This window comes from Chryseobacterium sp. SORGH_AS_0447 (assembly GCF_030818695.1).
Classification (GTDB): domain Bacteria; phylum Bacteroidota; class Bacteroidia; order Flavobacteriales; family Weeksellaceae; genus Chryseobacterium.
In genome coordinates, this window is the sequence record NZ_JAUTAR010000001.1 from 1,205,980 (window position 1) to 1,229,668 (window position 23,689).

Annotated in this window: 21 protein-coding genes; 8 read left to right on the forward strand and 13 right to left on the reverse strand. The window is 40.7% G+C overall.

The window, feature by feature from the left end; all coding sequences use genetic code 11:
• Window positions 1-58 precede the first annotated feature (58 nt).
• From recA to QE422_RS05695, 3 genes are all read right to left on the reverse strand, one after another.
• Window positions 59-1,066, reverse strand: a complete 1,008-nt coding sequence (gene recA, locus QE422_RS05685) for a recombinase RecA (protein ID WP_307455803.1) — start codon at window positions 1,064-1,066, stop codon at window positions 59-61.
• A gap of 665 nt (window positions 1,067-1,731) precedes the next feature.
• On the reverse strand, window positions 1,732-2,928 hold the full coding sequence (locus QE422_RS05690) for an oxygenase MpaB family protein (RefSeq protein WP_307455805.1): 1,197 nt from the start codon (window positions 2,926-2,928) through the stop codon (window positions 1,732-1,734).
• Between the two features lie 301 nt (window positions 2,929-3,229).
• On the reverse strand, window positions 3,230-4,003 hold the full coding sequence (locus tag QE422_RS05695; RefSeq protein ID WP_307455807.1) for a response regulator transcription factor: 774 nt from the start codon (window positions 4,001-4,003) through the stop codon (window positions 3,230-3,232).
• A 387-nt stretch (window positions 4,004-4,390) separates the two neighbouring features.
• Here QE422_RS05695 and QE422_RS05700 point away from each other — a divergent pair, with 387 nt between their 5' ends.
• Window positions 4,391-4,954 carry a hypothetical protein gene (locus QE422_RS05700; protein WP_307455809.1) on the forward strand — a complete coding sequence of 188 codons (564 nt, stop codon included), beginning with the start codon at window positions 4,391-4,393 and terminating at the stop codon, window positions 4,952-4,954.
• Window positions 4,955-5,016: 62 nt separating this feature from the next.
• On the opposite strand, the gene gap is transcribed toward QE422_RS05700, so the two are convergent.
• The 6 genes from gap to QE422_RS05730 all read right to left on the reverse strand — a co-directional run bounded on the left by gap (window position 5,017) and on the right by QE422_RS05730 (window position 9,956).
• Window positions 5,017-6,021: a type I glyceraldehyde-3-phosphate dehydrogenase gene (gene gap / locus QE422_RS05705; protein WP_307455811.1), complete on the reverse strand. Its 1,005-nt coding sequence runs from the start codon at window positions 6,019-6,021 to the stop codon at window positions 5,017-5,019.
• A gap of 30 nt (window positions 6,022-6,051) precedes the next feature.
• Window positions 6,052-7,038 carry a 6-phosphofructokinase gene (gene pfkA, locus QE422_RS05710; RefSeq protein WP_307455813.1) on the reverse strand — a complete coding sequence of 329 codons (987 nt, stop codon included), beginning with the start codon at window positions 7,036-7,038 and terminating at the stop codon, window positions 6,052-6,054.
• Window positions 7,039-7,234: 196 nt separating this feature from the next.
• Window positions 7,235-7,993, reverse strand: a complete 759-nt coding sequence (locus tag QE422_RS05715; RefSeq protein WP_307455815.1) for a TIGR03915 family putative DNA repair protein — start codon at window positions 7,991-7,993, stop codon at window positions 7,235-7,237.
• 95 nt (window positions 7,994-8,088) lie between these two features.
• Entirely contained in the window at window positions 8,089-8,385 is a 297-nt protein-coding gene (locus QE422_RS05720; protein ID WP_307455817.1) for a type II toxin-antitoxin system RelE/ParE family toxin, read from the reverse strand.
• Window positions 8,385-8,618 carry a type II toxin-antitoxin system ParD family antitoxin gene (locus QE422_RS05725; RefSeq protein ID WP_307455819.1) on the reverse strand — a complete coding sequence of 78 codons (234 nt, stop codon included), beginning with the start codon at window positions 8,616-8,618 and terminating at the stop codon, window positions 8,385-8,387. The genes QE422_RS05720 and QE422_RS05725 overlap by 1 nt, the downstream gene beginning before the upstream one ends.
• A gap of 78 nt (window positions 8,619-8,696) precedes the next feature.
• Entirely contained in the window at window positions 8,697-9,956 is a 1,260-nt protein-coding gene (locus QE422_RS05730) for a putative DNA modification/repair radical SAM protein (protein WP_307455820.1), read from the reverse strand.
• 198 nt (window positions 9,957-10,154) lie between these two features.
• Here QE422_RS05730 and QE422_RS05735 point away from each other — a divergent pair, with 198 nt between their 5' ends.
• The 3 genes from QE422_RS05735 to QE422_RS05745 all read left to right on the forward strand — a co-directional run bounded on the left by QE422_RS05735 (window position 10,155) and on the right by QE422_RS05745 (window position 13,168).
• On the forward strand, window positions 10,155-11,483 hold the full coding sequence (locus QE422_RS05735; protein WP_307455822.1) for a hydroxymethylglutaryl-CoA reductase, degradative: 1,329 nt from the start codon (window positions 10,155-10,157) through the stop codon (window positions 11,481-11,483).
• A gap of 151 nt (window positions 11,484-11,634) precedes the next feature.
• A complete protein-coding gene (locus QE422_RS05740; RefSeq protein WP_307455824.1) occupies window positions 11,635-12,780 on the forward strand; it encodes a hypothetical protein in 1,146 nt (381 codons plus the stop codon).
• Window position 12,781: 1 nt separating this feature from the next.
• Window positions 12,782-13,168 (forward strand): DUF423 domain-containing protein, encoded by a 387-nt coding sequence (locus QE422_RS05745; protein ID WP_307455825.1) that lies wholly within the window; start codon window positions 12,782-12,784, stop codon window positions 13,166-13,168.
• Window positions 13,169-13,248: 80 nt separating this feature from the next.
• On the opposite strand, the gene QE422_RS05750 is transcribed toward QE422_RS05745, so the two are convergent.
• The 3 genes from QE422_RS05750 to QE422_RS05760 are packed head-to-tail and all read right to left on the reverse strand — an operon-like array spanning window position 13,249 to window position 17,624.
• Complete coding sequence (locus tag QE422_RS05750; protein WP_307455828.1) at window positions 13,249-14,652, reverse strand: TolC family protein; 1,404 nt, start codon at window positions 14,650-14,652, stop codon at window positions 13,249-13,251.
• Complete coding sequence (locus tag QE422_RS05755) at window positions 14,636-15,949, reverse strand: HlyD family secretion protein (protein WP_307455829.1); 1,314 nt, start codon at window positions 15,947-15,949, stop codon at window positions 14,636-14,638. The genes QE422_RS05750 and QE422_RS05755 overlap by 17 nt, the downstream gene beginning before the upstream one ends.
• A gap of 10 nt (window positions 15,950-15,959) precedes the next feature.
• On the reverse strand, window positions 15,960-17,624 hold the full coding sequence (locus QE422_RS05760) for a peptidase domain-containing ABC transporter (RefSeq protein WP_307455831.1): 1,665 nt from the start codon (window positions 17,622-17,624) through the stop codon (window positions 15,960-15,962).
• A gap of 386 nt (window positions 17,625-18,010) precedes the next feature.
• On the opposite strand from QE422_RS05760, the gene sucC reads away from it, so the two are divergent.
• From sucC to QE422_RS05780, 4 genes are all read left to right on the forward strand, one after another.
• Window positions 18,011-19,201, forward strand: a complete 1,191-nt coding sequence (gene sucC, locus QE422_RS05765; RefSeq protein WP_307455834.1) for an ADP-forming succinate--CoA ligase subunit beta — start codon at window positions 18,011-18,013, stop codon at window positions 19,199-19,201.
• 295 nt (window positions 19,202-19,496) lie between these two features.
• On the forward strand, window positions 19,497-19,871 hold the full coding sequence (locus tag QE422_RS05770; RefSeq protein ID WP_307455836.1) for a hypothetical protein: 375 nt from the start codon (window positions 19,497-19,499) through the stop codon (window positions 19,869-19,871).
• 144 nt (window positions 19,872-20,015) lie between these two features.
• Window positions 20,016-20,393, forward strand: coding sequence for a hypothetical protein (locus QE422_RS05775; protein WP_307455838.1), 378 nt, complete (start codon window positions 20,016-20,018; stop codon window positions 20,391-20,393).
• Window positions 20,394-20,412: 19 nt separating this feature from the next.
• Window positions 20,413-22,617, forward strand: coding sequence for a reprolysin-like metallopeptidase (locus QE422_RS05780; protein WP_307455840.1), 2,205 nt, complete (start codon window positions 20,413-20,415; stop codon window positions 22,615-22,617).
• 184 nt (window positions 22,618-22,801) lie between these two features.
• Here QE422_RS05780 and QE422_RS05785 read toward each other — a convergent pair whose 3' ends face one another.
• Entirely contained in the window at window positions 22,802-23,689 is an 888-nt protein-coding gene (locus QE422_RS05785) for a mechanosensitive ion channel family protein (RefSeq protein WP_307455841.1), read from the reverse strand.

Genomic DNA, 23,689 nt, shown 5'->3' on the forward strand with positions numbered 1-23,689 from the left:
AAAAACAAACCCGGCGGAGCAAAGCTCCGCCGGGTTTGTTTTTCATAAAGATCAGAAATTACTGCTTTTTATTGGCAATCTCTTCTTTGATTTTATTTTCCAGTTCTTCTGAAAGTTCAGGATTGTCTTTTAAGACGTCTTTCACCGCATCACGGCCCTGTCCAAGCTTCGTTTCTTCATAACTGAACCATGAACCGCTTTTCTTTACGATTCCCTGTTCTACCGCCTGATCCAGGATTTCTCCGGTTTTGGAAACTCCTTCACCATACATGATGTCGAATTCAGCCTGCTTGAAAGGGGGCGCTACTTTATTTTTCACGATCTTCACTTTCACACGGCTTCCGATCGCTTCGTCACCGTTTTTAATAGGCGCACTTGCCTTTCTGATGTCTACTCTTACCGAAGCGTAGAATTTTAAAGCATTACCACCGGTTGTTGTTTCCGGGTTTCCGAACATTACCCCGATTTTCTCTCTCAGCTGGTTGATGAAGATCACCGTACATTTCGTTCTGTTGATGGTAGCGGTAAGCTTTCTCAATGCCTGAGACATTAATCTTGCGTGAAGACCCATTTTGGAATCTCCCATTTCCCCTTCGATCTCCGCTTTTGGTGTAAGCGCCGCCACCGAGTCAATTACCACGATGTCGATTGCACCTGAACGGATCAGGTTATCGGCAATTTCCAAAGCCTGTTCCCCATTATCTGGCTGTGAGATGATCAGGTTTTCCAGATCGATTCCCAGTTTCCCGGCATATCCTCTGTCAAAAGCGTGCTCTGCATCGATGAAGGCTGCGATTCCGCCTGCTTTCTGAGCTTCGGCAATAGCATGAAGCGTTAAGGTTGTTTTACCGGAAGATTCAGGTCCGTAGATCTCAATAATCCTTCCTCTCGGATAACCACCTACTCCAAGAGCAATGTCTAGTCCTAAAGATCCTGAAGGGATCACCTCGATGTTTGTATCCACAGCACTGTCGCCCAACGTCATTACAGTACCTTTTCCGTATGTTTTATCTAATTTGTCCAGCACCAGTGCTAGTGCTTTTTTCTTGTCGTCTGTATTACTCATCTGTTGTTTAAATAATTGATCAAAAATACAAAATTTTAACGTGAAAAACTAATAATATCTACCACGCGGACTTGTTTTTATAGTTAAAAAAAATATAAAATTTCACCATTGTTAGAGACCGTTTCTAATGCATTTTTTCAGGAGCTTTTTCGCGCTTTCCGCTGCAATCTTTTTCTTCAAAAAAGGATTTCCGCTGCAATCCCGGCTAGGGTATTGGCGGGTAGATTTTACCGGAGCATATCATTTCGGTAATGGGGCCTTTCAGATGGGTTATGAAGTTTAAGAATGCCGTAAAATGCTCTAGTAATATTGTTAATAGTCCAACAGCACGCTTGTCATCCCCGCAGGGAATCTAAGCATAGTATTAGAGAGTCGCCTGAAAGATTCATGTTTAGATTCTTTCAGAAATCGAAGATTCGACGTAGTCAATGACAAAATGTCGATAACTGTTGTTTAGTAATTTAAACACCCAGCTTGTCATTCCGGGAGGGAATATAAATATAGTATTAGAAATCGTTTAGCAATATTCACATTTAAATCCTTACAAAATGTCAAAAGCTGGCGTTAAAAACAAATGAAAATCCTTGATTTTCTTCTTCTGTGATCTAAAATATACACAATAAAAGCCACTAAAAAATCTAATGTGGCTAACTTGTCAGATTAAACTAATGAAAATTCGAGTTCTGTACAATAGCATGATAATCGCTCAGCACCTTCAGCTGTGATGTATTTCCTTTTCTGATCCTGGCTTCTCTGCTAACCAGCCTGTCGTATATTTTGTTAAGCGTACGCTTTATCAGCGGAAAGGCTTTTTTGTTTGAGACTTCAGGAATCTGAAGCCGGTGGCAAACCTCATCATCCAGCAGAAACCAGGTGCAGCAAATGTGCAGGTAGCGGAGATTTCTTCTCTGGAATTGGTATTTAAGAGCAGGATTGATCAGAGATTCATTAAGCAGAGAATGGGCCAGCAAAACCGAATCTTCATCCGCAGGAGGCTGAATGGAAGTCCACAGGTAAAAATACTGCGTTGCCTCTTGCTTATCGTTGGGCAAGAGATTTTCAGGAATTCCCAGAAGATATCCGACGTATTTCCAAAGGTGGAACAGGCCTTTTTCCTCTTCTGCTGAAATCGTGTTGCCTAATTTATGAAGACTGTGCATAAAAACCAGGCTGAAGCCAATGTAGGTGGCCATCATATCCCAGGAATTGATGGGTTCGCCCCAGTTCTCCGTATCCCAGTTATGGTAATGTTTTCTGATAGAGAGCCTGGCGTAGGAATGGATCAGTCGTGTTTTAATAGCGAATTCGTAGCCTTTCTGGTGAATGTCCAGGGCATTATACCGTGTCACGTTTATCCAGAAGTCCAGCGTTTCAGAAAGACGTTTTACTGCTCCTTTTTTCAGGGCTTCAGTAGCAATAAGCGGTTTGTTGAGGTAGGCATAATCGTAGCCTCCCATTAGGCAGTAATCGCGTAGTGAAATCAGGGAGTCGAGGTTGCTTCGCATGCAGAGTTCAGCTCCTCTTTTAATTAATTCACGATCCAGCCAGTCAGGAATGTTCTGTGTTTGCAGAAAAAGCTGTTTAATGCTTTCAGGAACATCGTCCTGCGCGGAGATGCCGTTTCGGATATAGCCTTCAATTTCTTTTGAAGCTTCATAAAACGTCTTTTTGAAATAAACATCTTTTACGACCTGATCGCCAACTTCATCGGTATGATAGAAATAAGGAGCAAACTTATCAAAATCTGTAAAGCTGACCTCCGCACCGGAAAATTCCAACAGTTGTTTTCCGTTGCCTTTTGTCCAGAAATTGATGAAATGTTCCGAATCTTTGAAACGTGGCTGTAAAATTGTCCTTTTCATTGAAATAAAGGTACAAGTTTTACGCCGGACTTCCCGGGTGAAATTTGTCAGGGGTAATTCTCGGTTGGTGGCAATTAGTGAATGGTGAATTTGCTGTGCAGTGAATGGTGAATTTTTCAGTAGAGATTTAAATGAATCTTTCCCTCAATAGTTAGCAAACAGTATCAAGACAATCAGCAGTATTTTAACCAAAAAACTTCCGGCGTCCAGCTTCTCTACCAGCCTATTAATCTGATTTCTAATTCGGTTTAAGCATAATAAAATTCACTATTCACTGCACAGCAAATTCACCATTGATCCGCTAAATCAGCCCGCATTCAAAAGCTTTCCGTAGCAGCTCCTTGCTGTTTCGGGATTCGGTTTTGGCTAAAATATTTTTGCGGTGCGTACGGACAGTATGTTCCGAAAGAATCAGCATTTTTGAAATTTCCGGACCGGAGTATCCTTTGGCGATCAATGCCAGAACCTCAGTTTCCCTCTTGGTTAAATGAATTTCCGGAATATTTTTCGAAGGGTCTTCGATTTTGATCTGGTAAAAATCGTCCCGCGGACTAATCCCGGTTATCAGTACCGTATTTGGATTTTTTTGGGTAATATGATGAATATTGGTGTGTATGTTAACGGTTTGGATAATGGTTTTGTTTTCATCTTCCATTGTCAGGATGGCCTGATGATGGAACAGCTCATAGTTTCCCTTTGCTGTTTTCATTCTGAAACAATAGCTCGATTTAAGATAAAGCTGGCTTTCTCTCCCGACTTCAATGATCTTTTTGACGACCTGTTCTTCCGCTTTCATGATGAAAGGAATGTCATCGGGATGAGTAAGATCGATAACCTCTTTTAAGTTTTCAGGATACTCTGTCAAACCGTGAAGTTTCAGAAGGTTAGGGTGATGGTGGGAAAGGGTACTGTTGGTAAGATTCAACACGTAATAATAAAATTCGCCGATGGCAAACATCTCACCGATAATACGTTCGATCGGAGGGATACTAGCGAGATTTTTTCTTTCTTTTCTTACCCCTGTATAAGAATTCCAGACTTCGACCAAAGGGTGTTTTTTCTCTGAATTATCCATAAAAAATTATCATAATTAAAAATAGTTAAATTTTTCTTAAAAAATACCACAAAAGGGGGATTTTTTTGTAAGGATAAAATGTTAACATTTGTATACGCCAATAACCATGGAAGCTTGAATTAAAAATACCCCAAATCCGGGATGGTTTACTTATCACAAAACACACTTTTATATAGACATATTAATTGTATGTCGGAAAAGAGTTTAGAATTTTCTGTTAGCTGTTGAAAAGGACAAACTGGGATCCTCTGCAATTTGTAGGGGATTCATTATTTACCTTCAAATTTTCTGTATTTAAAAAGTACACAAAAGGGTAATGTTTTACTATTTCTGAATTGCTAATATTTGCATAGATCCTAATCAAATATTAATCTTAAAATTATCATCATGAAAAAATTATTACTGGCTGCTTTTGTGATAGCATCATTGTGGGGTAATGCCCAGGAGATTCAGAAAGAATATGAAGTAAAGCCTTATACGGCTTATCTTTCAGAATACAAACCGTATTATGAAATGGTATATTCCCAGATCGAATCCAATCCGGATCTTTCTTTACCAGAAAAACTTAAACGGCTGAATGAAGAAATTTCCAGGCTTAAAGACAAGTTCAGAAAGGTGAGAAAAACAGAATTCGAGAGTAAATCCACAAAGCTTTCCGTTTCGCATTCCTGCACGAAGGGAAATTCCGGAGGCGTAAAGAATTGCGGGTATAAATATGTTTCAGCACCATCTCCTGCATTCTATACGACAAAAGAATGGATCAGTGTAGAAGGAGATAATAAAGGAACAGTGGTTTCCAATGATGGCAGCTCTGCAGGCCTGAAAATGACAAGAGCGGGAAGAGGGCGGAACGCCGGTGTTTTATATGCCGTATATAAATACAGGCCCGATTATATCGCTGTAACCGTAGAAGAGGATACGGATAAATTATTTAATAAAGTTATACAATAGAATTGAAATAAAAAGCCAACTTCCGATCCGAAAGTTGGCTTTTTTTATGTATTGTTTAACAATTACAAAGAAGCAGCATGAATCAACATATCTACCAATTTGTTGGAATAACCCATTTCGTTATCGTACCAAGAAACAAGCTTTACAAAGTTTGGAGAAAGCATGATCCCTGCATCTTTATCGAAGATTGAAGTTCTCTTATCTCCTACGAAGTCCTGAGAAACCACTGCATCTTCAGTATATCCTAAAATTCCTTTCAGTTCACCTTCAGAAGCTGCTTTGATTGCTGCACAGATCTCATCGTAAGAAGTTGCTTTTTCCAATCTTACCGTTAAATCCACAACGGAAACGTCAACAGTCGGTACTCTGAAAGACATACCTGTTAATTTTCCGTTCAGAGAAGGGATTACTTTTCCTACTGCTTTTGCAGCACCGGTAGAAGAAGGAATAATATTGTTTAATGCAGCTCTACCACCTCTCCAGTCTTTCATTGAAGGACCGTCTACTGTTTTCTGGGTTGCAGTTGTAGCGTGTACGGTTGTCATCAAACCTTCTACGATCCCGAAGTTATCGTGGATTACTTTAGCCAAAGGTGCCAGACAGTTGGTAGTACAAGAAGCATTGGATAAAATTTTGATATCGTCTGTAAGTTCAGTGTGGTTTACCCCCATTACGAACATTGGCGTATCATCTTTAGAAGGTGCAGAAAGGATTACTTTTTTAGCTCCTGCGTTGATGTGCTTTGCAGCATTGTCTTTATCTAAGAATAAACCTGTAGATTCAACGATATAGTCAGCCCCGATTTCGTTCCATTTCAGGTTGTTCGGATCTTTCTCGGCAGTTACTCTGATTTTTTTCCCGTTTACTACAAGGTCGTTTCCTTCTACAGAAACTTCACCCGGGAAAATACCGTGTACAGAATCATATTTAAGCATATAAGCCATGTACTCTGCATTGATCAGGTCATTGATTCCTACTACTTCGATGTTATCTCTTTCAGTCATTGCTCTGAAAACAAGACGTCCGATTCTACCAAACCCGTTGATACCTACTTTAATTGTTGACATAATAGTTTGTTTTAAATTATATAAAAAATATTAAATTGCTAAAATTTCCGAAATCAATAAAAGATCCTGATTGATTTCATTATGTTTTTTGATGGCTTCTTCGATAGGCGTGTACACCAGCTCATTGGAGCGCATTCCCGCCATAACATTGGTTTGCCCTTCCATCAGGCCGGTTACGGCACCATAGCCCAGCCTGCTTGCCAATACCCGGTCGGCACAGCTTGGAGAACCGCCCCTCTGCATGTGCCCTAACACGGCAACACGGATGTCGTAATCCGGGAATTCATGTTTGGTTTTTTCTGCGAGTTCATACACATTGGCTAACTTTTCTCCTTCCGCTACCACCACGATGCTGGACGCTTTTCCGGTTTTCTCCGCAATTCTGAAGTTGTTGAAAAGCTCATCAATGCTGTCTTTGGTTTCAGGAATCAAAATATCGAGAGCTCCGGTAGCCAGACCACTATTCAAGGCAATAAAACCTGCATCACGGCCCATAACCTCTACAAAGAAAACCCTGTTGTGGGAAGTGGCCGTATCACGGATTTTATCAATGGCTTCCATTGCCGTATTCAGTGCGGTATCATAACCGATGGTATTATCGGTACCGAAAATATCATTATCGATCGTTCCCGGTATACCGATGACGCGGATGCCGAATTCTTCGTTAAAGATTTTTGCCCCGGTAAATGTTCCGTCCCCGCCGATACACACCAGCCCTTCAATTCCGTGTTTTACACAGTTGTCATAAGCTTTCTGGCGTCCTTCCGGGGTTCTGAATTCCTGGGATCTGGCGGATTTAAGAATAGTCCCGCCCTGGTTGATTATATTTTTTACGGAACGAGGACCCATTTTTAGGAAATCGTTATTGATCAGGCCATTATAGCCTTCTCTTACTCCGTAACATTCTATGTTATAGTAATTTGCGGTTCTTACCACCGCCCGTAACGCTGCATTCATCCCCGGAGAATCTCCTCCTGAGGTAAGAACTGCAATTTTTTTTACAGCACTCTCTTTCATCTGGTAAAAAATTTCGAACACAAATCTACAAAAACAAGTTCAGATAAACGCAGTAAGTTTATAGGAGATTTGAATATAAAGAATTAAAAACTTCTAAAATTTATCATTTTAAAAATTATTGCAAAAGGTTTTTGGTACTTAATCAACCTGTACCAGAAAAATTCTTTTCCAAACATTTAGAAATAGAAGTTAGAGTCTACCATTTTTCCGTAAGGTATTTCCAATACCTCCTAGGGACATGCTGAATATGCAGTTTCAGATTTTTCCTTTCTACGATATTCGTTCTCGTAAAATACCGCTGCCAGAGTGTCTGGTAGCTTTTTTCCTCATCATGGAATTTCTGATGATACTGGTTGAGATCTATCTTCTCATCAGGATAAAAGAAATCGCAGGTTTCCAGATCGTAGAGGATGCCGTAATGCCTGCGCAGATCGTAGATCATCCATTTCTGGTCCTGGTACCGGTCCTTGAAATGTTTCCGTATTAATGGAAGTACATTAAAATCGGGATCGATCTTGGAAAAGAAAACACCATCCTGCATTTTTTCGAAACGTACGAAAGCCGTCATCCGATGCCTTTCCCGGTTTACGGATTTGCAGAGCTTGGAGATTTTCAGAATATCGTCGTCTGCATAATTCTGAAGGATATTTTCATCCGGATGCCTGACCGATTGCCTGATGGCCGATAAGATCAGCTGTTCCTGTTCCGGATCTTCCGAAAGATACACTTTTAACAGCTCATGAATTCCCTGCTTCCCGATCTGCTGCTCCAGCTTAAGCAAAACCCTTTCTGCCTTGTCGTTTTGAGTAATTACTTCATGGATTTCCGCAAAAATATTTTCCTGATGGAATCTTTCGCGGCTTGCGATCTCCACATCTTTATATTTATATTCGAAAACCTCAAATACCGCCGTTAAAAGTCCGTCGAAACTGCCGTCGTAGAGTAGGGTGGTCATGAATTAATGTAACAATTTATAAAGTGTAGCTATGTAGCAAATCAGTAATTTTGAAATGAAGCGGTCTGAACGTTATACTACATTTAAAAATAAAATTAAAAATAATTTGGAAGATCTTTGCTTCCGTGAAGAATTCTTACAATCCGAATTTGTTTATCTAAAATCCGGTAGAAAATAACATGATTGTCTTTTGGAAAACTATATAAACCTTGTTTTATCTCATCACGTTTTTTTCCGGAATACGGATTGAGAACCAAACTTTGAAAAATGTTTTCAATTTCCAATAGATATTTCTCGGCCTGGTCAAACCCGAATTTATTTATAGAATAATCGAAAATATCTTCAAGATCTTTATCTGCAATTTCTGATAAAAGATAAAATCTTTCAGCCATTATTTGCCGTTTGTTTTTTTTCTGGATGTAATAATATCCTTTACCGAGCGAGGGCTTGTATTGCCGCTCCAACCTTTTTCAATTTCAGTTTTTAAATCCTGAATGATGCGGTGCCGGTAGAATTCATGAAGGCGAAGTGCATCCCGTACAACTTCACTGGCATTTTGAAAATCCCCAGATTCAATCTGATTGGAAATATATTGTTCCTGCTTTTTTGTAAAACTTACATTCATTACAAATTGTTTTCTCTAAGTTACAAATATATCCAGATTTAGCAAATATGGACATGTTTATTTAAATATAAATATTTTTTAAAACAAAGTAAGCTGCTGTGAAAACTGATTATGAAACTTAGAAGAGCTTCCGCCGATCAGCAGTTTCTTTAAATTTTTATCGGTCAAATATCTTAAGAAAGCATTTCCTGCATTAAAATCAATAAAATATTTAGCCCGATTTACGGCAGCACCTAATTTTTTCAGGTGGTCTATATTCAATACCTGAAACCGTCTGGCACTTACAATTTTCTGGGCTGTTTTCACCCCGATGCCCGGAATTCTCAGGATCATCTGATAATCCGCGGTCTGTAAATTTACCGGGAACTGGTCGAGATGTCTCAGAGCCCAGCTCAGTTTCGGATCTACTTCCAGATCCAGGAACGGCATATTCGGATCGAGGATTTCTTCTGCTTTGAAACCGTAAAAACGCATCAGCCAATCCGACTGGTACAGACGGTTCTCACGGAGCATCGGAACTTCCGTTGTTAAAGAAGGCAACCTTTTGTCTTCCAGGACCGGAACATAACCTGAATAATAAACCCGTTTCAAACTGAAATTTTTATAAAAATGATCGGCTACTTTAATAATCTGTAAATCATTCTCATTGGTAGCACCTACAATCATCTGGGTCGACTGGCCGGCCGGAGCAAACTTCGGCGTTTTCCTGAAGATTTTCTTTTCGTCTTTGTACTGGGCAATACCGTTTTGGATATATTTCATCGGGTTGAGCATATCCTGGCGGTTTTTTTCAGGAGCCAGTAGTTTTAGTCCGCTTTCGGTTGGGATTTCAAGATTAATGGATAAACGGTCGGCATATAAGGCCGCTTCCTGCATCAGTTCATCACTTGCTCCCGGAATCGATTTCAAATGAATATATCCGTTGAAATTTTCTTCCAGGCGCAGCTTTTTGGCAACACGCACCAGACGTTCCATCGTGGTATCCGCATTTTTAAAAATCCCTGAGCTTAAAAACAGCCCTTCGATATAGTTTCTTCGGTAAAAATTAATGGTTAAATCTACGACTTCCTCTACCGTGAAGGCAGCTCTTTTAATATCATTCGAGCTTCTGGAAACACAATAGGCACAATCGTAAATACAGTGATTGGTCAAAAGAATTTTTAGAAGGGAAACGCAACGTCCGTCTTCGGTATACGTGTGGCAGATTCCGCTTGCAGAGCTGTCTCCCAAAGCGCCTTTTTTGTTTTTCCGCGATCCTCCGCTGGACGAGCACGAAACATCATACTTCGCCGCATCGGCAAGTATTTCAAGTTTTTCTTTCAGGCGGTCAAAATTCATATATAGTGTTGGAAATAATTATTTTAGATCTTATTTACTTCTCAAAGATAGTTCCAAATTTGATAAAAGTCAACCTTTTTTCATTGATGTTATCAACAGTTTAAAGTGACAAAATTAGTATCTTTACGCTCATCAAATAATAATGAAATCAGCAGGGTCTGATTTCACCTGTGATAGCAGAGAAATAAACACACCACTATGAATCATACACCCGTTGAAGGTTTTTCCAAATTAACAAAACAGGGGAAAATCGATTGGCTCGTTAACGAATATCTTGAAGGAAATGAAGAATACCAGAATATATTGCAGCAGTACTGGAATGAAAACCCGGATTTGCAGAAGCTCCACGATGAGTTCTCCGAAAATACGATTTCCAATTTCTATATGCCTTATGGGATTGCCCCGAATTTTTTAATCGACGGGAAACTGTTTGCCCTTCCGATGGCGGTTGAAGAAAGCTCTGTAGTGGCGGCTGCTTCAAAGGCAGCAAAGTTCTGGCTGGATAAGGGCGGGTTTAAGACAACCATCATCAACAATGAAAAACTAGGGCATACCCATTTCATTTTTAAAGTTGAATCTCACAAGCTGCAGCATTTTTTCAATTTTAATGTAAAGAAAAAATTACTCGAAGCTACGGAAGACATAACGGCAAATATGAGGAAGCGAGGCGGTGGGATCTTAGACATCAAACTGATCGATAAAACAGCCGAAATGCCCGACTACTATCAGCTTAAAGCGAGCTTCGATACGGTGGATTCGATGGGTGCGAACTTCATCAATTCCTGCCTGGAGCAGTTTGGAAAGACGTTAAAAGCAGAAGTGGCGGTAAGTGAAGATTTCAGCCAGGAAGAAAAGAATTCGTTGCAGATCGTGATGAATATTCTTTCCAACTTTACACCGGATTGCCTGGTAAGAGCTGAGGTTTCCTGCAAAATAGAAGATCTGAAGGACGACAGCGGAATTTCCAATGAAGAATTTGCCTGGAAGTTCAAGCAGGCCGTTACCATTGCCGAGATCGAACCTTTCCGTGCGACCACTCACAATAAAGGAATCATGAACGGGGTAGATGCGGTAGTTATCGCTACCGGAAACGATTTCAGGGCCACTGAAGCCTGTGCCCATGCCTATGCTGCAAGAAACGGGAAGTATTCTTCTTTAACCCATTGCACTACCGATAACGGAATTTTCAGGTTCTGGATTGATCTTCCGATTTCCGTAGGCGTTGTCGGAGGATTAACGAATCTCCATCCTTTGGTTAAATTTTCTTTAGCCCTTTTAGGAAAACCGTCGGCGCAGGAACTGATGAGTATCTTGGCGGTTTCAGGGCTGGCCCAGAATTTCGGGGCATTGCGCTCCCTGGTAACCACCGGAATCCAGAAAGGACACATGAAAATGCATTTGCTGAACATCTTAAACCAGATGGGCGCGACCGAAGAGGAAAAACAGCATTTCGTGACGTATTTCAAAGACAAGACGGTGAGCCATCACGAGGTCATCCATGAGTTTAACCGAATGAGAGGACAGTAATGTTTGGAATTATTGTATCCGCTTTGATGCTGGCTTTTGGGATCTTTCTCGCACTGTCTAAAGATCCTGGGTTTGCCCGGAATAGAAAATTTGCATGGATGTTCATTGCCATTGGGCTTATCGCATTGGTGTTTAAAATTGTAAATTATAAATGAAAGCAATTCAGTTAATTTTTGAAGCCTTACGAAACATGTTATCCGTAAAACCGGATGCCTCCGGACTTGCTGTTTCAAAAATGACGGTCTTGTTTTTATGGGCTTCAGGACTGTGCTTTGGCCAGCAGAATACCATTAAAATTACAGATTTGCCGCCAACATCTGAAAATTTTGTGTTTCCGGTGATTTCTTATTCAAAGAATTCGAAGGTGGCAGAGAAAATCAATACCTATCTACAGGTAGATCAGCTAGAATATATTCCCGGAACGGCGGGTGATCCGTCTAAGCGGGTTACGTCGGGTAAGAATTCATCCTCCAATTACGTGTATTTTTACAGTTGGAAGAAGATGAAAACACCTGGAAATATCCTGAGCATCATCATGGATGGCGAAGCTTCAGGAGCGTATCCGGAAGGTTTTACTATTTGGAAGAATTTTGATCTCAGGACCGGAAATTTTATCAGTGCCGAAGATCTTTTCCGTCCTGACGCCGTTAAGCTTATGGAGAGCCTGATCCGGAAAAAAGTCCGTAAAGAAATCAGCGATTTCCTCACGGATTTAAAATCACGGAAAAATCCTTCAGAGGAAGTACAGGATCAGATTGCCATGTATGAAGAATGTTCTACGGACTACACCATAGGAAGCATCGGATATTATTTTGCAGAAGACAGCATCCGGTTTGTTGCAGAACGATGCTCCAATCATGCCATGCTGGCGTTGGACGATTTAGGCAGCCATCAGGTCGGTTTTTCCTATCAAGAATTAGAAAAATACTGGAGCCCGTATGCAAAGAATTTGTTATCCGGCTCTCAGCAGGCGGACCAGACGGGTTTCAGCAATAAAATATACAAAGGAAAAATAGACGGGAAGTATCCAATTACGGTTCTGATAGGGGAGGTATATGCCGACGGCTCTTTTTCTGCAAAATACTGGTATGATAAAAACAGGAAACTGATCGAGTGGCACGGGACTGTAAAAGGCAATCACATTTCCCTTGTTGAAAGCAGTGAGTACAATGAAGAAGCCCGGCAGTGGATGGTTACAGCATTGATAGAAGCAGATCTACGAGGCAGGAAGATGACCGGAACCTGGCAGAATCAAAAGACAAAAAAATATTTAACATTAGAATTAGAAGAATTTTAGCATGAAAACAATTACTTTAGTTTTTGGAGCCGCTTACGGAATGCTTTCCGTGATTTTGGGTGCATTCGGCGCGCACGCTTTAAAGAAAATTTTATCGGTAGAAAGGCTGGAAAGCTTTGAAACCGGGGTAAGATATCAGATGTATGCCGCATTTTTCTTGCTGATCGTCGGCTATATTTTGAAATTCGACACGTCTTCCCAAAAATGGATCTCCATTCTGATGATTGCAGGAACCATGCTGTTTTCATTCAGCATTTACGCCTTAAGCATGCAGGATTATTGGGGGATGAACCTGAAATTTTTAGGGCCGATCACCCCGCTGGGCGGATTGCTGATGATCATCAGTTGGGCAATGCTGATTTTTTACTTTGCTAAAAACAGGATTTAATATAAACAGATCTTCCTGGCTAATAAATGACGGGAATAATAAGCATAAAAAAAGTTCAGGGAGACCTGAACTTTTTCATTTTATAAAGAAAAATTTTCCCTCATCCATTTCAGCTTATTGAAGCTTTTCAGGAATTTCGTCCGGATGGAAATGAATTTCTCCTGCGCTTCAATTACTTTATTTTCCCGAGAATTGATCAGGAAAAGCGAACTTTCTCCGTTGCTGTATCTCGTTTCTTCGGCATTGAGAAGCCTGCGGTAGTTTTGCAGGTTGTTTTCGGAAAGTCCGATCTGGGTATAATAATTCAGGATTTCGTTCTTGTAGGTTTCGATCTTTACATCCAGCTCCCTTCTTTTAATATCTGTATCCAGTTCGTTCTGAGCCAACTTAATCTTTGCCATCTGGTAATTGGCACGTGCCTCCCGTTGGAAAACCGGGATTTCCAATTTCAGGCCGTACTGAAAATTATTATCAAACAACGGCAGATAATCGGCCCTGTAATTTTCCTTGTTAAAAAAATTATAGGTGAAATCGATCTTTGGCAGGAAGCTTTGCCATTTCAGGCGTCTCTCGCTTTCCAGGATATTCTGTTTCTGCTGATAATATAAAACGGAAAAATGAGCATTGATCTGTCTGGAATCAACGTCATTGATCAGGAATTCAAATTCCGTATAGGCGGGGTTTTTCGACAAATCGTCAGCGGGGTAGATCATCTCCGGGAGCTCATAAAACTGTTGGTTGTCTTTCCACAGAAACAGCTGGAGCTGCTGGGTACTTTTTACAAAGCTTAAAAAAGCGTCCCGTTGCTGAAGTTCAAAATTCTGCAGTTGGGAAAGGGCTTCTATCGTGTCGATGGCCGGTTTTTCCCCGTATTCAAAAGTTTTCTTGGTCAGCTTTAAACGTTCTCTGTTAATGTCTACAATTTCTGTTTTCAACTTATAAATCTCGTAATTCTGTACCCATTCCCAATAGGTGTTTTCAGCTTCCAGCAGCAGATCGTTGGTTAGGACCGCCTGTTCTGCTTCCGTCATTTTCAAAGCAAATTTTGCCTGGTCGAGCATGGCTCTTCTTTTGTCGTAAAGCAAATTTTTCGCTAAAGGAACGGTGACGCCGAACTGATACAATCCGCCTTTGGTATCACTTGGATTCAGCTTTTCGCCGTCTAAATAATTGTAGCTTCCGGTAACTTCAACTCCATACCAGGTGGGAATTTCCAGGGCCAAGTTTTTCTGCTCGTAATATTGGGTTCCGTCGATATTTTTTTCTCCGAGCTTGCCGGCCAGGACCGGATCAAAATTTCCTCTTGCCCTCAGGATTTCAGCTTCCGCCATTTTATTCTGAAGGCGGTATTTTAAGGCTAAAGGATGGTAGTTCTTCACGACCGAAATAAATTCGTTCACGGATATTTTAAGAGAATCCTGTGCAAAACCCGACTGGAAAAGTAAAAAGATTAAAACAAAGAGTACTTTATTTGCCTTTTTCATCTTTTGCTGATTTTGTATTCGTTACTTCATAATAATCCGGTGGGAAGCCGTTGATGTTCCGCCATAATTCGTACCAGATCGGGACATCGTTTAAAATCGCAATTCCCTGCACACCGGTTCCCATTTTTATTTTCGGAGGCCATCTTTTTTCATTTTTATCTTCAATTACCAATGCTTTGAAGAGTCCGTTCGGACTGATATTACTTTCTACGGCAACCACTTTTCCGGCAAAAGTTCCGTAGCTGGAATCGGGCCATCCGGAAAATACGATGGCCGGGAATCCGTCGAAAATGCACATCACACGCTGTCCTTCTTTTACCAGCGGAAGATCCACCGGCTTGATATAGATTTCCACAGCATAATCTACTGTTGTCGGAACAATGGTCCCGATGTTTTCCCCGTCTTTCAGCACTTCCCCGATACCGGCTTTGTTCAGCTGGACAATCTGCCCGTCCTGAGAGGCGATGATGAAATATAAACCCTGTCTTGCCTTGTAGTTTGCCACTTGATTCTGAAGTTTGGCAATATCACCGTCGCTTCCTTCGATCTGTCCCATACTCTGGAAACGTTCGCCTTCAATTTTGCTCAGTTTTTCGGTATAGTCCTGGATCACGGAATTCTGCTCGATCTGTGTGTTGACAATTTCCTGCCGCGTCTGGGCTACTTTGTTTTCGGAAGCGGTTTTCTTGGCAACGGAATTCTGATAGGAAATGCTCCGCTGCTGAAACTGCGTTAAGGAAACCAGCCCTTCGTCATACATCTTTTTCTGTCTGGCAAACTGGTCTTCCGAAAGCTTTAGTTCGTTTTTTGCCGCCTCAAGCTCGGCCTCTTCACCGGTAAGCTTGTTGTTGAGCTGGCTTATCTTTATTTTCAGCTGATTCAGCTTCAGTTCTCGTGCAGCATTTAAAGCCTGTAACTGGTTCTTTGTTGTACCTACTTTGGCTTCGTAATAATCTCTTACTCCCTTTTTTGCCTGCACCTGTTCTTCTGTACGCTGTACCAAAAGCGGATCCAGATAATCATCTTTAATCTCAGATAGCTGTAGTAGGGTATCGCCTTTTTTTACGTAATCTCCATTTTTCACATTCCATTTGATGATTCTTCCGGGGATGGGCGAGTTTAGCTGTTGGGGACGCTGTTCCTGATAAAGGGAACTTACGTTTCCTTTAATTTTAATGTTCTGCGTCCACGGTAGGAAGAGCGTGACGATACCAGCGAAAAGGATGAAGAAAAACCATCTTTTTACCCTGGATTTTTTATGGATGCGGTATATTTTATCGAAGGATTGTAGTTTCATTTTCTGTTTTTTAGAAGATAATTCTTAATGTTCCGTTGTCAAGATGAAGGTGTTGGTCTGCGCCTGCAATAAGGTTTTGATCGGAAGACACAATAACGATGGTCGCTCTCTCCTTAATCTCATGAAGGTACTGAAGCAGCTTTTTCTGAAATTCTTCCGGCATTCCGGCCAGCGGGTTTTCCAGTAGGATAAGCCTTTTTTCGCCTAAAAGGGTGCGGAGCATTAAGATCTTTTTCCGGGAACTGAACGTGATTTCCGAATCCGTTTCACTGATGTCGGTGTAAAAACCGTTGCTGAAAAGATGGGAAATGTTTTCAATTCCTATTTTCTCGGAGATCTGAAGAACACTTTCGGTATCACTGCTTGAATTTCCGAGTAAGATGTTTTCCAGTACGGTTCCCTGGATCACTTTCATGTTTTCGAGATATAGCCCGACCTCTGATCTCAAGAGCTGTTTATTTAAATTTTTCAGCGGGATCTTATCAAAAAGAATGGCTCCTGATGCAGGCTCATAGAAACCTGCCATCATATTCAGGAGAAGCGATTTTCCGGTTCCTGTATTTCCGGTAATGACATTAAGGCTGTTGGATTTTATTTTAAAATTTAAATCACCCAGTATCGGATTGGCATCCTGAAATGCAAAATTGACATCTTTAAATTCTACTTCGGTCCCATTTGATTTCTGGGATAGCTGGATATCTCCGTCGGTTTCTTCTTTCAGTTCGGTAACTTTCGTCAGCTTTGCGTACGAAGCAATCACGTCATAATAGCTTTCCAGGCTTATAATCAGCTTCTCTACAGCGGCCATAATGCTGAGCACTACAATTTCCGTGGCAATGAACGCTCCGATATTCAGCTGCTGATCAAGCATCAGGTACGTCCCGATAACGAGCATAACCAGCGTAATGATGACTTTGAAGGCGATAATGGTTTTATACTGAAACATCAGAACCTTAAAGTGGGAAGTCCTGTGATCAAGGTATTCCGTTACCCGTTCATCGGTTCCCTGGAGATGAGTCTCATTTTCAGAATGCATTTTGAACGTTTTTACCGAGCCGGCAATATCTTCGATCCATGCCGCGGTATCATATTTTTTATCGCTTTCTTCAATACTGGATTTAATACCGCTCTCCATGGTATACCTAAAGATAACCGCTACGGAAAGTACAACCAGACCTCCGAATGCCAGGAACCATACATGGTAAAAGGAAAGCAGAAGGATCCCGAAAACAATCTGGATTAAAGCGGTCGGAATTTCCAGGAGGATTTTCGATATCCCTTTCTGAAGATTCTGCACATCAAAAAAACGATTAACCAACTCCGGCAGGTAATATTTTCTTGCTGAAGAAAGGTCTACTTTGGGCAGCTTTTCGGTAAAAGCTATGGAAAATTCAACAAAAATCTTCTGCTGGATTTTTTCAATGATCTGGAGTACCTTCAGCCGGAAATGCCCGACAAAAAAAGTCCCGAGGACCACAAAAAAGATCAGCAGGTAAATGGATGTCACCATCGTTGCCCCCATTACAAAACTGATAATGGACTGGATTCCCAGAGGAATGCTCAGGGATACCAATCCGTTCAGAATTGCATAAAAATAAATATTGGTAACATCTTTTTTTTCTTTTGTGATGTACTTCAGGAGTTTTATCCCGTATTCATTTGCTGTTGCCGCCATTTTTATTTATAAGTAAGATGATTTTACATACTTTTTTCAGGACATTTTTTAACGCCCTGATTATATTATTAATAATCTGTACTGTAATTTGGTGTGATGCAGATCCGAAGCGGAAATGCGGTTTTGTCATTTTACAGATACAAAGATAATGATGAGGTGCGTTACTACCACATAATGAAATTAGAATGCCATTAAAATCTGATTAGAATAATTAGACTTATTTTACTGAAAAGCTTTTTATTAAGCCCTGAACCGAGGAAAATCCGGATCAGATAATACTGAAGCTTTCCCATTCCGTTAAAAGTTCCACAAATTTCTTTTTAACCTTGTTCATTTTTATTAAATTTGTCAACCATTAACTATTAAAATAAAATAATAAAAATAATATGAATCTTCACGAGTATCAATCAAAAGAGATTTTATCAAAGTACGGAGTAGCTATCCAACGCGGTTTCGTTGCAAACAACGTAGATGAAGCAGTAGCTGCTGCTGAAAAACTAACTGCCGATACCGGCGCTCAGGGATGGGTTGTAAAAGCTCAGATCCACGCAGGTGGCCGTGGTAAAGGAGGCGGTGTAAAGTTCTCTCCGAACATGGATAAACTTAAAGAGAACGCTCAGAACATCATCGGAATGCAGTTGATTACTCCACAAACTTCTGCTGAAGGTAAAAAAGTAAATTCTGTTTTGGTTGCAGAGGATGTATATTATCCGGGAGAATCTGAAACAAAAGAATTTTATGTTTCTATTCTTTTAGACAGAGCTGAAGGTAAAAATACCATCGTATATTCTACTGAAGGAGGGATGGACATCGAGCACGTTGCAGAAGTAACGCCTCACCTGATCCACAAAGAAATCATTGATCCTGCTTTGGGCCTTCAGGGATTCCAGGCAAGAAAAATTGCTTTCAATTTAGGTCTTGAAGGAAATGCTTTCAAAGAATTCGTAAAATTCATCGGTTCCCTTTACAATGCTTATACGGGAATTGATGCTTCTCTTTTCGAAATCAACCCGGTATTGAAAACTTCCGACAACAAAATTATCGCAGTAGATGCTAAAGTAACTTTGGATGACAACTCATTGTTCCGTCACAAAGATTTAGCTGAGCTTAGAGATACGAGAGAAGAGGATCCAATGGACGTTGAAGCTGGTGAAGCCGGTCTTAACTTCGTAAAACTGGATGGTAACGTAGCTTGTATGGTAAACGGAGCTGGTCTTGCGATGGCAACTATGGATATTATCAAGTTATCAGGTGGTAACCCGGCTAACTTCCTTGACGTAGGTGGAACTGCTGATGCACAAAGAGTACAGACCGCTTTCGGAATCATCTTAAGAGATCCGAACGTAAAAGCAATTCTGATCAACATCTTCGGTGGTATCGTAAGATGTGACAGAGTAGCTCAGGGGGTTGTTGATGCTTACAAAGCTATGGGAAGCCTTCCTGTTCCTTTGATCGTAAGACTTCAGGGAACCAATGCAGTTGAAGCGAAAAAGTTAATTGATGAATCAGGTCTTCCTGTACATTCAGCAATTACTTTGGAAGAAGCTGCCAACAAAGTAAAAGAAGTTTTAGCATAAGGCTGAAATTTTCATATACCTAAAAAACCGTTTCATTTTTGGAACGGTTTTTTTATTTAGTTACTGCTGTACATTAATGAGGCGTAGCCAATTTAAAATCAGCTTCATTCAATTTGATTTTGAAGGATAAATTAAATCATCCCTAAGCTTAGATTTTTGTACTTTTAAAAAAACTTCTATCATGGGAAAAAATAAACGTTCCTAATCCCTGTTCAGAAGACTGGGAACTTATGTCTAATCAGGAAAAGGGAGATTCTGTTCTGTCTGCAACAAATGTGTAGTCGATTTCACACAAATGCAACTGCAAGAAATCCGGCGGATCGTAGAAGAGCAGCAGGGCGAAAGGATTTGTGGAAGACTCTATAATCATCAGATAAACTCAGTAGGTAAATACGATACATTAAAAAATAGATTTTTTAATTACATCCCTTCAAGTTTTCGGCATAATAAAATGATCCTTTCCGTTCTCTCGATGCTCTTGTTCTTAGCAGGCTGTTCAAAACAGAAAGCAACTTATGGAAGAACGACTGGAATTGTAGTTTCGGATACACAAACGGATACTCTAAATCATAAGGATTATGTAATCGGAGAAGCTAAAATTCCTGAAGAAAGCAGATCTGCTAAAATTAATAAACAGGACCGTTCCGCAAAAAATAAAAAAGGTCATTAATTTTCAATAACATTTTCTTTTAAAATATAATTTATCCATTTTAAAATTATTATATTTACAAGAAAGGACTCTTAAATGAGATTATATCTGTACTTTTTTCTCCTTTTATTTCTTAATTGTCAATCGCAGGTTGCCGGCAATATTGTGGTGCCCAAAGGAAAACCGATTCCTTTTGAAGACAAAAACCATTATGCTTTTTCTTTAACGTCAAAAGACTTTTTCATCATTCAGTCGCAGGAACAAATGGATGAGATTTTCAGCATTATTCATCAGCATAACTCCGGAAACAGATTTTCACCGATTCCTGCCGTCATCGAAAACGAGACTTATCTTATCATAAAGCCCCGATTGAAAAATACGAATGACGTTGCCATTGAGTCTGTCATAGTGGATAAAGATATCCTCTATATTACAGTTACCCCTTTTGATAATCCCAACTTCAGTAAGAAGAGCAGGCTTTCACCGAATATCCTGTTGAAATTAACAGGCAACGTCTCATTTAAAAAAGTTACCATAAAATAATAATATATACATCATTCACATGAAATCCAAAACATTTATTCTCTCATGCCTGCTGATGGCTATGCAGGGTTTTGGCCAGCAGAATTATTGGTCCAAAATACAGGACAACAAAGTAAACAGGGAAAACCTCAGTCCGCGGTGGACCAATCCAACGGCTTTTTCCCTCTATCATCTGGATCTTGAAAAAATTAAAGGAGACCTTAAAAAAGCGCCTCAGCGTTTTTCGGGTAATGAGAACCTGGTCGTTAAATTTCCGGATGCCGATGGAAATATAAGAGATTACATCGTGCAGGAAGCTTCTGTTATGGAGCCTAAGCTGCAGGCCGAGTTTCCGGATATGCGTTCCTACACCGGATGGCAGAAAAATCATCCTGAAAATACCATCCGTTTCAGTGTAACGCCTTACACCGGAATCAGCGTGATGTATTTTGATAATTGGGAAGTAAGTTATCTCGACAGTTACACTAAGGATCTTTCGTCTTTCATTATTTATAAGAGAAAAGATTTACCGAAAAATGACAGGTTGTTTGAATGCCATGTTGAAAGTGAACTGGATGAGTTGAAAAACAACGGATCTGCAAACAAAGCACCGTTGGTTTCTGACGGACAGTTCAGAACCTACAGATTGGCTTTGTCGGCTACCGGAGAATATACCACTTTTCATGGAGGGACCGTTTCCCAAGCGATGGCCGCGATGGTAACCACGATGAACAGGGTGAACGGAATTTATGAAAAAACCATTTCATCCACCATGGTGATGGTCGCCAACAACAGCCAGCTTATTTATACCAATGCCTCTACCGATCCTTTTTCGAATGGGAATCCCAGTGCGATGATTAATGAAAACCAAACCAATACGAATAATGTAATCGTATCAGCCAATTACGATATCGGCCATGTTTTCGGGACCAACAGCGGCGGTCTTGCCGGCTTGGGCGTTGTCTGTGTTGCCAATAACAAAGCAAGAGGGGTTACAGGATCTGGCGCTCCGGTAGGCGATCCGTTTGATATTGATTATGTAGCACACGAAATAGGGCACCAGTTCGGGGCCAACCATACCTTCCGGGCAGCAACAAGCTCATGTGCAGGAAATTTCAATAACAGTACGGCTTACGAACCTGGAAGCGGAAGCACCATTATGGCGTATGCAGGAATCTGCGGGTCCAATAATAACGTGCAGAATAACAGTGATGCCTATTTCCATGCCGCCAGTGTGATCGAAATGTATAATGTTCTGCAGCGATCCTCCGACTGTTCATCTAAAACTTTGAATAACAACAGCGTTCCTACAGCAGATGCAGGTGCCGATTATGTGATACCGAACGGAACGGCTTTTGTGCTGACGGGAACAGGTACTGATCCTAATGGAGATCCACTAACCTATCTGTGGGAACAATATGATAATACCAACAATACCCAACCTCCGGTATCCACAGCTACGGTAGGTCCGGTTTACCGTTCGAGAACTCCGCTGAGCTCTCCTTCAAGATATCTTCCGTTGCTGAGCTCTGTAGTCGCCAATAATTTGGTTCCTAAATGGGAAGTAACGCCAAGTGTTGCCAGAACTCTTAACTTTTCATTGCTCGTGAATGACAATAAAGCCAGCGGAAACCAGGCAGCAAGAGATATGATGGTCGTAACGGTAACCGGTGACGGGCCTTTCACCGTGACTTCACAGGGAACAACCGGAACAAATTATACGGGAAACACTAGTATTCCGGTCACTTGGAATGTAGCAGGAACAAATACAGGATCTATCAATACACAGAATGTGAGCATCATTTTATCGAAAGATGGCGGACTGACTTTCAATACGGTACTGGCGGCCAGTGTTCCCAACAACGGTTCTGCCAATGTAACGCTTCCTAATGAAAACGTTTCTTCGGCAAGGATCATGGTGAAGGCAGTAGGCAATATTTATTATGCTCTTAACTCATCTGCTTTTTCCATTACCCAAAATACACTGTCCACTTCGGAAGCTTCGGTAAAAAGTTTTTCAATATACCCGAATCCATCGCATGATGTCGTTAACATCCTGCTGAAAAATGCTTCACAAAAAGCAGATTACAAATTGTTTGACGCTTCCGGAAGACTGGTAAAAGAGGGAAGCTTCAAAGGTGAAACGAAAGTAAAGGTAAATGATCTGATCAATGGAAATTACCTGATCACGATTATCCTTGAGAATGGAGAGAAGATTACTGAAAAGCTGATTGTTAAAAAATAAGTTTCAGTACATATAAAATTAAAGCAGCCATAATTGGCTGCTTTTTTTATCTAAATTTATTAACACTTGATTGTTATCAGTGATTTAAATGTTGAATTTTAAATACAGTTTTCACTTGAAGGAAACAACAATCATGTGATGGCTAAGGGTTATTTAAAAGAACTTCTGGCATCCAGCTTCCCTCTTATTTATCGGAATTTCCTGTAAGACTGCCCGGATCTCCGCCAGTGATGTTGATGCTGGTTGGAGTAACGAGATGAATCCCGTCTTTATCCAGCCGTTGTTTTATCAGCAGGTAAGCTTCACTTTTCAGCTGTACCATATTGGCTCCTACCTTCATCCAGAATTTAGCCTGAAGATTGAAAATACCCTGCTTCAGATCGGTGAAGATTACTTCCGCACCATCTAACCGGTCTGCATTTTCCAGGCTTTGGATTACCTCCATAATGCCTTGCTGCGCTTTATTAATATCTTCATCTGCCGGAATTTCAAAATTTAAAATAATTCTCCGTTGAGGTGAAGCGGTAAAATTGGAAAACGGCGCATTGAAAATAACCTGGTTGGGAATGTAAACCTTTTTGCCGTCATCCGTTATAATTTTCGTTGTCAGGAAACCGATTTCAGAAACAGTGCCCGAATTGTTTCCGATATTAATGTAATCCCCGATTTTAAATGCTTTATCAATTCCGATCAGCATTCCGGAAAATATGCTGGATACGAGATCCTTCAGGGCAACCCCGGCAATCACCCCGGCTACTCCCAAACTTCCGATGAACTTCCAAAGGAAACCGCTGAATCCCATAATTTCCAGCGCGATAAACGTTCCCATAATCATAATCAGGAACCGGAATACACTGATTGTGGTAACCAGCGAACTTTCTTTTTTGCTTTTAGGGAATAATTTATGGAAAAGTTTTACGGCAGCCTTGCTCAGATATTTGCTGGTGATGAGAAATAAAGAAAACACCAGGATGCCGACCACGAGTTTAGGGGTAAGTTCCGCAAATTTCAAATACCAATTTTCCAAAACCCGGTATACAACGTCAATATATCCAAGAGTGCCTTTCTCCAT